General features: G+C 64.4%; 8 protein-coding genes. 2 read left to right on the top strand and 6 right to left on the bottom strand.

Annotated features, from left to right (window positions below; genetic code table 11):
* Nucleotides 1-9: 9 nt before the first annotated feature.
* Complete coding sequence (locus SOM61_RS07685; RefSeq protein WP_320473531.1) at nt 10-1,368, bottom strand: MFS transporter; 1,359 nt, start codon at nt 1,366-1,368, stop codon at nt 10-12.
* 6 nt (nt 1,369-1,374) lie between these two features.
* On the bottom strand, nt 1,375-4,068 hold the full coding sequence (locus SOM61_RS07680) for a TonB-dependent receptor (protein ID WP_320473530.1): 2,694 nt from the start codon (nt 4,066-4,068) through the stop codon (nt 1,375-1,377).
* 614 nt (nt 4,069-4,682) lie between these two features.
* On the opposite strand from SOM61_RS07680, the gene SOM61_RS07675 reads away from it, so the two are divergent.
* The gene (locus SOM61_RS07675) at nt 4,683-5,717 is read left to right on the top strand and encodes a porin (protein WP_320473529.1); all 1,035 of its coding nucleotides are present in this window, start codon (nt 4,683-4,685) and stop codon (nt 5,715-5,717) included.
* A gap of 117 nt (nt 5,718-5,834) precedes the next feature.
* Here SOM61_RS07675 and SOM61_RS07670 read toward each other — a convergent pair whose 3' ends face one another.
* The 4 genes from SOM61_RS07670 to SOM61_RS07655 form a co-directional block, all read right to left on the bottom strand.
* Nucleotides 5,835-6,803 (bottom strand): IS1595 family transposase, encoded by a 969-nt coding sequence (locus SOM61_RS07670; RefSeq protein WP_320473528.1) that lies wholly within the window; start codon nt 6,801-6,803, stop codon nt 5,835-5,837.
* Nucleotides 6,804-6,897: 94 nt separating this feature from the next.
* Entirely contained in the window at nt 6,898-8,538 is a 1,641-nt protein-coding gene (locus SOM61_RS07665; protein ID WP_320473527.1) for a methyl-accepting chemotaxis protein, read from the bottom strand.
* A 718-nt stretch (nt 8,539-9,256) separates the two neighbouring features.
* Complete coding sequence (locus tag SOM61_RS07660) at nt 9,257-10,966, bottom strand: methyl-accepting chemotaxis protein (protein WP_320473526.1); 1,710 nt, start codon at nt 10,964-10,966, stop codon at nt 9,257-9,259.
* Between the two features lie 13 nt (nt 10,967-10,979).
* A complete protein-coding gene (locus SOM61_RS07655) occupies nt 10,980-11,450 on the bottom strand; it encodes a chemotaxis protein CheW (protein WP_320473525.1) in 471 nt (156 codons plus the stop codon).
* A gap of 261 nt (nt 11,451-11,711) precedes the next feature.
* On the opposite strand from SOM61_RS07655, the gene SOM61_RS07650 reads away from it, so the two are divergent.
* Nucleotides 11,712-12,242 (top strand): GNAT family N-acetyltransferase, encoded by a 531-nt coding sequence (locus SOM61_RS07650; protein ID WP_320473524.1) that lies wholly within the window; start codon nt 11,712-11,714, stop codon nt 12,240-12,242.
* Nucleotides 12,243-12,250: the final 8 nt, after the last annotated feature.

The raw sequence follows: 12,250 nt of genomic DNA, 5'->3' as shown, positions 1-12,250 counted from the left end.
ATTCGTGGTTCATGTGACGGCGTAGCCCTGGGCGCGCATGTCTTCCTTGACGGTGCTGTAATAGTCGTCGCTGATCCGGTACTTGAACATCAGGAGCCCCATCAGGAAGTGGAAGAACCCCGGGATCACCGACAGCATCAGCGCGATGCCCTGCAGCGCCAGCGCCGATTGCTCCTGGTTCGGCTGGTACTGGAAGACATCGAGCAGCACCCCGACCATGCCGCCGGCGATGGCCATGCCGGCCTTCTGGCACACCGAGATGCCGCCGAAGGCGAAGCCCGAGACGCGCTTGCCGGTCTTGACCTGGCCATAGTCGATGGTCTCGGCGATCGCCGACCAGAACACCGGCGCATGCAGGTCGACCACCAGCGACAGCAGGAAGTACAGCGCGAAGGCCAACACCAGGTCGCCGGGCTGCACCAGGAAGTAAAGCATCAGGCTGAGCACCGCCACCATGATCTGCGAATTGCGGAACAGCTTGACCTTGCAATAGAACTTGGTGGTCCAGGTGGACACCACCATGGCCAGGATCGCCGCCGCCACGCCGGCCGAGAGAAACGCCGACACGGTGGCGGTGTCGCCGTGCAAATAGTACTTGGCGTAGTAGATCGCCACCGAGCCGCGGATCACGTAGCCGATGGTGCCGGTCACGCACACGGCGCACAGGATCAGCCACTGGTCGTTCTGCAACAGCACCCTGATTTGCTCCATCAGCGGCTGCTTCTCGACCTTGTGCACCACGCGCTCGGCGGTGGTGAAGAAGCAGAAGACAAACAGGGCGACACCGACGGCCGCCATCACCGCCATCGCGGCCTGGTAGCCGGCCGCCGGGTTGGCGCCACCCCATTCATTGGCCAGGAGCGGCACCACGATGGTCACCATGAAGGCGCCGATCTTGGCGAAGAACAGGCGGTAGCCATTGGCCGACAGGCGCTGCTGCGGGTCGGACGTCAGGCCGCTGATCAGTGAGATATAGGGGATGCCCACGCCGGCCGTCATCAGGGTCATCAGGATGTAGCTGGCGTAGGCCCAGAGCAGTTTCGCGTCATAGCCCCAAGCCGGCGTGCTGAATACCAGGAACACCGACACGCCATAGGGCAGCGCGAGCAGCAGCAGCCAGGGACGGTAGCGCCCCCAGCGCGTCAGCACCGCGTCGTTGACCTGCCCCATCGCCAGGTCGGCCAGCGCCCCCACGACTTTCACCACGATGAACAGCGCCGCCAGGTCGGCCGTGCGCAGGCCGTAGATGTCGGTATAGAAGAAGGTGATGATCAACATCATCGACGAGATCACCACATTGAGCGCCATGTCGCCGGCGCCGAAACCGACTTTTTCGAGAGTCGAGAGCTTTTGCGTGTGCACGTTCATCGCCCTTTAGTTACGCCACCGGAGCGCCAGCCCCACCACCCGGTCATAGCGGCGCACGTCGCGCGGCAGCTGCGGCACGCTGTGGTAGTCGTGGTAGGCCTGGTCCAGCAGGTTGCTGCCGTCCAGGGTCAGGGTCAGGCTGTCGGTCAGCTTGTACGACACCGACGCGTCCAGGGTCTTGAGCGGATCGACGACGATGTTGTAGGGCAGCGCGCGATAGTTGTACTCGGCGGTGAACTTGTCGCGCCAGCTGTAGGCCAGGCGCGCCGACCACTTGCCGTACTCGTACAGGGCAACCAGGTTGGCCGACAACTTCGACATGCCGGCGAAGGTATTGATGGTGCCGTCCGCTTCGGCCAGGCCGCCGTCCATCCAGGTCACATTGGCCTGCATGCCCAGCCCGCCCAGCCAGCCCGGGAGCTGGGTGTAGAACTGCTGGTAGGCCAGCTCGGCGCCCTTCAGCTTGCCCTCGACCGCGTTATACGGACGGCTGACGTTATAGGTGTCGCCATCGTGCACCTCGGGCCGCGCACTGCGGCGCAGGTAGTTGTCGTAGTCGTGCTGGAACAGCGTGCCGGTGATCGAACCGGCCGGCGCGAAATACCATTCCAACGCCAGGTCGACGTTGCGCGCCTCTTGCGGCTTGAGGTTCGGGTTGCCGGCGGTGCCGGTGGCCAGGGTCGTCGTGGTCGACGGGAACAGCGCCAGGCCCGGGTTGAAGTCGGCGAACGGCGCACGCTCGATCGCCTTGCTGGCCGACAGGCGGCCGATCAGGTCCTGGCGAAAATGGGCCCGCATCGACAGGCTCGGGAGCACGTCGCTGGTGGTGGACGAGACCGTGGTCGGCGACACCACGCCCTCGAGCGCCGAGAAGCCTTCGACACGCTGCTTCGTCTTCACGTAGCGCAGGCCGGCAGTGCCGTCGATCGGCAGCGACCAGGCGTCGAAGCCGAAATTGGCCTTGAGGTAGATGGCGCTGGTCTTTTCGCGGTCGGCGTAGAACGATTGCGGATTGTCCGGCCGCGGATCGCGATCACCGCGGATCGCCTGGCGGATGTCGCCGGTGTGATCCAGCAGGTAATCCATGCACGGCGCGTAGAACTGGTTCATGCCGTAGTTGCCGCCGGTCTTGGGGCTGGTGCAATTCAGGCCCGGGAAGTCGGTCACCTTGACGGCATTGGGCGACCACAGATTGGGAGCCGGCGAGTGGCCATTGAGCTCGTGGACAAAGGTGGCGTCGCGTTCGGCGTAGCGCAGGCCGGCGCTCAGTTCCCTGAAGAAGCCGTCGTTCTCCGGGGTCCAGGCCACGTCGCCGCGCCAGTCGTTGGCGGCGCCGCGCGAGCGGTTGTGGTTGTCGAACAGGGCGAACATGGTCCAGTTGGCGGGGTCCGTCATATCGGTGCCCGGGTACTCGAGGTAGCCGCCGCCGTCGCGCACCTCGGCGTGGATGGCCTTGGAGCGGTCCATCACGGTGTCCAGGATCGGGTTCTTCATGCCGTGCTTGCTGATCGTGCGAACCAGTTCGGTGCTCACGCGCACGCCGGGCATCGCCTTCCAGATCGCGCCGACCGCCGCCTGGTGGGTCTCGGCGACCTCGCGCCGCGCCTGGGTCGAGCTCAGGGTGAAGGTATTCACGCCCGGGTGGCTGATCGAACCCAGGTAGTTCGAGCCGGGCATGGTGGTGACCGTCGACCCCGGGTTATTGATCGGCAGGTCGCCCACGAAGAAGATGCTCTGCGAATCGTGCTCGATCCTGGTCGAGAAGCTCTCGGCATAGACCTCGAGGTCTTGCGTCGGCCGCCACTGGAGCGACAGGTTGCCGGCCAGGCGTTCGCGGTCGCCGCCCGTCATCACCCGGCCCATCGACGGCGCGCCGACCACGCCGCTGTCGAGGGTGCGCGGCTCGCCCACGAAGGCGGTTTCGTCGTGGTAGCGGCCACGTTGGTAAGACAGGCCGCCCAGCACGCCGATCTCGCCGATGCCGGTCTTCCAGCGGTTCGACAGCAGGCCCGAGACGTTGGGGTCGACCTTGTCGGCCTTGTCGCGGTGCTCGCCGCGCACATTGAAGGCGGCCTGGGATCCCTTGAAGTCGAACGGCCGGTTGGTGCGCACGTCGATCACGCCCGAGGTGCCGCCTTCGACCATGTCGGCGCCTTGCGATTTATAGACATCCACCCGCTGCAGCATCGCCACCGGCACGTCGGCCAGAAACAGGCTGCGGCCGGCGGCGGTGAACATCTCGCGGCCGTTGTACAGGGTGACGATGCCGCCCAGGCCACGAATGACGACGTTGCCGGCTTCGCCGTTCTGGCGGATCACCTGCACGCCCGGCACCCGGCCCAGGATCTCGGCCACGTTCTTGTCGGGGAACTTGCCGATATCGTCGGCCACGATGGAGTCGAGCAGCTGCTCGGCATTGCGCTTGATGGCCTGGGCGCTCTGGGCGGCCTGGCGGGTGCCGGTCACCGTCACCACGGCGCTGCGGTCTTCCGCGGCGTTGTTGCCAGCGTTCGACGGCGTGCTCGCGCTGGTGTCGGCGGCGGCGGTTTCCTGGGCGCCCACGGTGGCGGCGCTCAGCAAGCCGGCGCCGGCAAGGGCTGCAACCGTGGCGCGCAGTGTGTGCACGCTGGAGCAGCGGCGGGAAGAGCGAGAGGCGGGGGAAAGTACGGGCGTGACGAAGCCCGGTGCATACCGTTTCATATGTCTCCTTTGTCGTTATATGCCGGTATCCGGCTGTATTTATGTGCTGCTCGACAATGATGGTAGGCGGCGCCTCGAGAACGTTCCAATCAATTTTTCTGGCGCTCCGATACCGATTTATGTATCGAAGCGCCTGTCAAGTCCCGGGCGCGAAAACGCGCCGGCGAGCCTGGCGGCGATGCACCGCTGCGGTGCAAAAAACGCATATGCATAGTGCGATGCCAAATATGGGGAACGTCAATTTGTGTTCGGCAACGGCGAAGAGTGTGTCCAGGCGCGCATCGCCGGCCGCTGCCGCGTTCGACCAGCACGCATGGGCTCGCACCGTTATTGCGCACTGCAACAGATGTCAAGAACGAATATGTGGCGTTATTGCAACGCAATAAGTTAACGTTGGGCAATAATTCAGGCGTGCCGTTCAGGCCTTTACGCATCTCGCGGAAACCCCGCCAACACAGGGTTCTCCTATGAAAACGCTGTCACACAGAGGCGATTTGCGCTTGTCAATTGGGAGTTTCGACCCCGTTCCGATTGGACGTCGACCGATGACAAATGTCCGTCTGGCATGTCATCATAAATAGGCTATTTCACAAACATACACTGGAGAGACATCCATGAAGCACAAAATTCTTGCCATCGCCCTCGTGTCGGCACTGCCACTGGTCGCCCAAGCACAAACCAGCGTCACCATGTACGGCCTGATCGACGCGTCGATCGGCGTCGAAAACACCGATGCGCCAGGCGAAAGCAGCCGCACCGTCGTGTCGTCGGGCACCCAGTCGGCAAGCCGTATCGGCTTCCGCGGTACCGAAGACCTGGGCAATGGCCTGAAAGCACTGTTCAACATCGAGGCAGCTGTCGCCGCCGATACCGGCGCGACCAACTCGCGCGTGTTCGACCGCCGCGCTGTCGTCGGCCTGCAAGGCGCCTTCGGCACCGTGACCGTCGGCCGTGAATACGGCCCGATCGCCGCCGTCGCCAGCGCATCGGACACCCTGGGCCAGGGCTTCTACGGCTCGAACCTGGCAGCCTTCGGCGCCAACCGCCTGACCCGCCGCCTGGACAACTCGGTCAACTACCAGAGCAACGCCCTGAACGGCTTCACCCTGCGCGCAGCCTACGGCGCGGGCGAGCGTAACGAAACCGCCCTGCAAGACACCGGCGACATCACCGGCGTGGCGCTGGAATACGCGAACGCGGGCTTCTACATCGGCGCTGGTTACCAGAACCGTGAAGACCTGCCATCGGGCGACAGCAAGGAATACAACCTGGGCCTGGGCTACAAATTCGGCAACTTCGAAGTGCGCGGCGGCTACATGGCAGCCGATCCTGAATTCGCTAACCGCATCGACAACAAGTACGAGCAGATGAACGCCGGTGTGTCGTACGGCTTCGGCGCCAGCCGCGTCTACCTGAACTACCAGCAGCAAGAGCAGGAACTGGGCGATGCTGAAGGCAAGGCAGTCACCCTGGCCTACACCTACACCCTGTCGAAGCGCACCAACGTGTACGCTTCGTACGCCAAGCTGCGCAACAACAGCACCGGCGTGTTCACGCTGGCCGGTTCGGGCAACGCGATCGCCCTGCCTGCAACCGCCTTCGGCGCGGACCCACAGGTCTACAACGTCGGCCTGCGTCACTCGTTCTAAGCAACGCCGCATCTCGCCGGGTGCTCGTCACCCGGTGCGAAGCGCAAAAAAAAGACGGCAAGCCTTGCGGCTTGCCGTCTTTTTTTTGGCCGTTCGATTTGTTCGGCGCTGTCACCGTTATCTGTTGATGACTCTGAATGCAATACGCAGCAATTGCTCGACAGAAGTGACTCGCCCGCAATCGAGCGCCCAATGCCAGCCCAGGTAGTTGGATAACCAGCGTGACGCCACGCCATGGAAGCGCGCCAGCCACTCCTTGAAACGCCGGTGATAGGCGTTCACATTTTGAACGTGGATGGCGCCTTCGGCGCCGTTGCGGACGCGTTCGCCGGCGCTGAGATTGACGGCATGGTGGGCAATGCCATGGGTACGGGCGAAGGCGGGGTAGGCTGCGTTGGCGTCGGTGACCAGCAACGCCTGGGGATCGAGCTTCGGCAGCAAGTGCTTGACCAACTGGGCTACCTTCAAGGCGCCGCGTCCGGTCACGGCGTCGATGGTCTGGCCGCTGCGGTCGCGGGCCACCAGGATGCAGTCGAGGTGATGCGAAATGCCGCGCAAGGCGGCCCTGCCGCCACGCTTGCGCGGCCGGCGATCGAGCTTGCGTGCCCCCTTCCGCGATTCGAGCAGGAACATTTCGTCGGCCTCGACAATGCCGACCAGGCGTAGAGGCCGATCGTCTTTGACCCGGTCGAGAAAGCGGTGGCGCCAGCGAAAGGTCGTGTTGGGGTGCACGCCGACACGCTTGGCCGCAGAGCGGACCGTGCGCGAATCGAGCACCGTGTCCAGATAATCAAGCCACTTGCCCTTGTGCCTGAGCCGCGCCAGCGTCGTACCCGTCAGGTCGTTGAAGGTGCGGCCGCACGCGCAGCAGCGATAACGTTGCAGGTCGTTGGCCTGACCGTGCCGGTGACAACGCTCGCAGCCGCAATCGGGGCAGCAGCGCCCCTTTGACCGGATCTCGCCGATAAGGGCGACCACCCGGTCGAGTCCGGCTGCCGGATGCAGGGCGGCGACGACCTGATGACGCTGCGGCTGGTTCAGTTGAGGCAGCTGGGCGAACGGTTTCGCAAACTTCGGCGCTTTCATCGTACGCTCCCGATCGATGACGATCAGGATTGGACCGCGGGTCAGCTCAGCAGTTCAATGCTCATCCATATCTAACGATGACAGCGCCATTTGTTCAGAATGCCGGCGCCGCCGCAGGACCGGCAACCGCCGGGCGCCTGGACACCCGCGCCTGGACCACGGCCCTTGGCGCCTCGGAGGCCTGGACCGCGGCGATCCGGAATACCGCCACCGCCTGCGCCAGCCTGGCCGCCTGCTCCTGCATCGCATTCGACGCGGCGGCGGTTTCCTCGACCAGGGCCGCGTTCTGCTGCGTGCCTTCGTCCATCTGCGCCACCGCCCCGTTGATCTGTTCGATGCCGGCGGTCTGCTCCAGGCTGGCCGCGCTGATCTCGGCCATGATGTCCGTCACGCGGCGCACGCTGTCGACGATCTCCTCCATCGTGGCGCCGGCCTGGGCCACCAGCCGGCTGCCATTGGCCACCTTGTCGCTCGAGTCGCCGATGAGCACCTTGATTTCCTTGGCCGCCGCCGCCGAGCGCTGGGCCAGGTTGCGCACCTCGGTCGCCACCACCGCGAAGCCACGTCCCTGCTCGCCGGCCCTGGCCGCCTCCACGGCCGCGTTCAGCGCCAGGATATTGGTCTGGAAGGCGATGCCGTCGATGACGCCGATGATGTCGCTGATCTTGCTGGAAGACGCCTGGATCTCGTCCATCGTGTCGACCACCTGGTGGATGACTTCACCGCCGCGCGCGGCCACGCCGGACGCCGATTCGGCCAGCGTGTTGGCCTGGCGCGCATTGTCGGCGTTCTGGCGCACGGTCGAGGTCAGCTCTTCCATCGACGACGCGGTTTCTTCCAGCGCGCCGGCCTGCTGCTCGGTGCGGCTCGACAGATCCAGGCTGCCGGCGGCGACCTGCTCGGCCGCCACCGCGATGGTGTCGGTGCCGGCGCGCACGGCGCCGACGGTGCGCGCCAGGCTTTCGTTCATGGTCTTCAGGGCCTGCAGCAGCTGGCCCGTTTCGTCGCGGGTGGTGACGTCGATGCGGCTGGTGAGGTCGCCGGCGGCGACGGTATTGGCCACGTCCAGCGCACGTCCGAGTGGACGCGTGATCGAGCGCGTGATCCAGAAGGCGATGCCCGCGGCCAGCGCCAGCGCGAACAAGCCCAGGCCCCAGGTCTGGCGGATGGTGCTGCCGTAGGTCGCGGCCGCGTCCTGCGCCGCCGCTGCGCTGAACTGCTTCTGCAGCGCCAGCTCGGCGCCGGTGGCCTCCTGCAGGGCACCCAGGCGCGGACGCAGCTCATTGACCAGATAAGCCCTGGCCTGCGCGTCCTCGCCCGCCTGGATCAGCTTGACCAGCTGGTCGGCGCCGGCCAGGTAGCTGGCGCTGGCCGTTTCCATGCGGCGCAGGATGCCGATCGATTCGGCATGCGCCATCAGGGTCGGCTCGATCTCGGCCAGGGTCGCGGTCATCACCTTGCGCGCATCCTCGATCGCCTGGACCTGACGCTGGCGGTCGGCGGGATCGTCGTTGAGCATCATATTGCGCAGGGCAATGGCGATGGTGCTGATCTGGGCCTCGATCCGGTTGCTCATCTCGATGGCCGGGATGCGGTGTTCGACGATCTCCTTGGTGCCGTTGTTCAGGCGCAGGATGGAAGCGTTGCTCAGGGCGCTGATCAGCACCAGCATCAGGCCGACGGCGCCGAAACCCAGCGCCAGGCGCTTGCCGATACTCAGGTTTGCTAACTTCATGGTCGTTCTCCTCATTTCCGTTCTGATAATAGATATTGCAAATCGGAAATTAGAGTAAGTTCTGGTTCGAACTATGACGATGTGTGCACGCTAACAAAACGGGAGTATTGGCCTGATCGTCATGTTTTCTGGACGATATGCAAGGTTTTGACAATCGATAATGTCAAAGATAAAAAAAAGACGGCAAGCTAAGCTTGCCGTCAGACGTTCAGTTCCTTGAGTTCAGAACTCTTCCCACTGCTATCACGGACGTGAGCATATGCTCAGCGTCGCCTTCCTGCCCCGAACCGTTCTGTTGACCGTGTTCGTATCTGACAGGCCTAACTTTCCCGCCTCCTGCCGACAAATATCGGCAGCAGTGTCTGACGTTACCGCCAGACTCGCCACGGGTAGCGCCGTTGTCGCTGCAAGAGCGTCGGTGGCGGGCCGTGTTGCATATACCAACTCGTTGCTGATCGCATACCATGCACCTCTAACATCTCCGAGCTCTGTTGCTTGGTTTTCGCGGTAAAGATGAGTCATCCGATGGCGTGCTTCATTGCCACCATACTTAGCATCAGACACCGGTGATCGGGCTGGAGTTCCGCCATCTGGCGTCCCTGTGGGTGATGCGCCTGCAAATACGGTGGTTGTAGACGGAAAGCGAGCTTTTAATGGGTCGAAGCCCGCGATCGAAAAAGGCAGGCCGCAGCCTGCCGAGGTGATTACGCTCTGAAAATTAAAACTCTTCCCAGTCACCCGCATCCGCCGTGACTTTCGATCGCGCCGCAGCCGGGCGCGTGGCAGGCTTGGAGCTGCTCGCCACCAGCACCGGGCGCACTGGGGCCGGAACCGCGGCCCGCACCACGTCCACCGAAGCGGTCGACGCCGCCAGCATCTGCTCGCCGTCGATCCGGAACACCGACACCGCCTGCGCCAGCCGGGTCGACTGCTCGCGCAGCGCCGCCGCCGCGGCCGCCGCTTCCTCGACCAGGGCCGCGTTCTGCTGCGTGCCTTCGTCCATCTGCGCCACCGCCACGTTGATCTGCTCGATGCCCTCGGTCTGCTCCAGGCTGGCGGAGCTGATCTCGCCCATGATGTCCGTCACGCGGCGCACGCTGTCGACGATCTCCACCATCGTGGCGCCCGCTTCGGCCACCAGGCGGCTGCCGTCGGCCACCTTGCCGCTGGAGTCGCCGATCAGGCCCTTGATTTCCCTGGCCGCCGCCGCCGAGCGCTGGGCCAGGTTGCGCACCTCGCTCGCCACCACGGCAAAGCCCCTGCCCTGCTCGCCGGCCCTGGCCGCTTCGACCGCCGCGTTCAGCGCCAGGATATTGGTCTGGAAGGCGATGCCGTCGATGACGCCGATGATGTCAGTGATCTTGCTCGAGGAGGCGTTGATCGCGTCCATGGTGCCTACCACCTGCGCGATCACGGCGCCGCCGCGCGCCGCCACATTCGATGCGGCGTCGGCCAGCACATTGGCCTGGCGCGCGTTGTCGGCGTTCTGGCGCACGGTCGAGGTCAGCTCTTCCATCGAGGATGCCGCTTCTTCCAGCGCCGAAGCCTGCTGCTCGGTGCGGCTCGACAAGTCCTGGCTGCCCACCGCCACCTGGCCGGCGGCCACGGCGATGGTGTCGGTGCCCACGCGCACGGTGCCGACGGTGCGCGCCAGGCTCTCGTTCATGGTCTTGAGGGCCTGCAGCAGCTGGCCCGTCTCGTCGCGGCTGGTGACCTCGATGCGGCTGGTGAGGTCGCCGGCGGCGACGGTATTGGCCACGTCCAGCGCACGACCCAGGGGTTGTGTGATCGAGCGGGTAATCCACCATGCCACCAGGGCCGCCAGCACCAGGGCGCCACCGCCCAGGCCCCACATCAGCAGGCTGGTGCTGCGGTAGGTGGCTTCGGCCTCGAGCGCCGCCTGGTTGGCGATCTCGTTCTGCAGCGCGATCTGCTCGCCGGTCGCCTGCTTGAGCCGCCGCAGCAGCGGGCGCAGGTCGTCCGACAGCAGCGCGTGCGCCGCCTCCGTGTCGCCGGCGGCGATGTGCTTGATCATCGCATCCTGGCCCGTCTTGTACAGCGTGGCTTCCTTGCTCATCTGTGCGAGCAGTTCGACCGCTTTCGGGTTGGCCAGCGCATCGCTCATCTGAACCAGGATGTCGTCGATCGCCTTGCGCGACGTCATGATGGCGTCCACCTGGCGCGCATGGTCGGCCGCGTCGCTGCTCAATAGCATATTGCGTAGTGCGATCGCGATGTCGTTGACCTCGGCCTGCATCTGGTTGGTCAGCGCGATGCGCGGCATCCGGCCGTGGACGATCTCGTCGGTGCCGGCATTGATCCGGCCCAGCATCGCATTGCTCATCACGATCATCACCACCAGCATGGCGCAGATCACGCCATAGCCCAGGGCGAGCCGTTTTCCGATATTCAGGTTTGCAAGTTTCATATCGGTTTCTCTCTCAAGCCGCACGCGGCAGTGCCGCCACCAGTCCGAGCTCATCGGACTGCATCAGTTTGTCGATATCGAGCAGGATCAGCATCCGCTCGTCCACGGTGCCCAGGCCGAGCAGGCAATTGCCATCCAGCGTGGCCTGCATCTCGGGGGCGGGCCTTACCTGATCCGGGGTCAGGGTCACCACGTCCGAGACGCTGTCGACCACCATGCCGATCACGTGATGCTCGATGTTCAGGATGATCACCACCGTGAAGGCGTCATACACCGCCGCGCCGATGCCGAACTTCAGGCGCATGTCGACGATCGGAACGATGGCGCCGCGCAGATTGATGATGCCCTTCAGGTAGTCCGGCGCGCTGGCCAGGCGGGTCGGGGCTTCGTAGCCGCGGATCTCCTGCACCTTCAGGATGCTGATCGCGTATTCTTCCTTTCCAAGGCGGAAAGACAGCACTTCGTTGTCGTTGCTCGTTTCCATATCGTCATCCATGATCCGGTTGGCTGGTTTTACTGAATTTCCCAAAGGAAAAACGTTACCGGTTTCGTTTTCGGCTGTCGATGGACAAGTGTTAACAACTGTAAAATTTCGTCGAATTCTTGATTTAACTATGGCGTAGCTGCAACGGATTTGACCCGATCATACGAGGTCCTCGGCCGGCGGCTGGCATACATTGTGCTTAGGAAATATCAACTCACAGCGCCCGCAACCGGCGCCCCGTCCACCCACCAGGAGCACCTCATGATCATCCGCCGACTCGACCCGCGCGCCATCGCCGAACGCCGGCCGCAACTGGCCACGCTGTTGCTCGACGCCGTTGCCGATGGCCATTCGCTGGGCTTTCTCAACGGGCTCGACCAGGATCAGATCGACGCCTACTGGCAGGACGTGGCAGATGAAGTCGGCACCGGGCGGCGCGTGCTGCTGGCCGCCGAGCGCGATGGCCAGCTGGTCGGCAGCGCCCAGCTCGACCTGTGCCTGAAACCGAATGGGAATAACCGCGCCGAGGTGCAGAAGCTGCTGGTGCACTGCACCGAGCGCCGCCAGGGCATCGGCACCGCCCTGATGCAGGCGCTCGAGATCGAGGCCCTGGCGCTGCGCCGCGGCTTGCTGTTCCTCGACACGGCGGCCGGCTCCGAGGCCGAGCAGCTGTACCGCAAGAGCGGATACCAGCGGGTCGGCGAGCTGCCCGAATATGCCTGCACCCCGAACGGGCGCTGGCATGCGACGGCGATCTATTACAAGACGCTGTTCACCCGCAGCCGCCCATGATTGGCGGC

The sequence above is a fragment of the Massilia sp. CFBP9012 genome (genome assembly GCF_034045115.1).
GTDB lineage: Bacteria > Pseudomonadota > Gammaproteobacteria > Burkholderiales > Burkholderiaceae_D > Telluria.
This window is presented reverse-complemented; position numbering and strand designations above follow the sequence as displayed.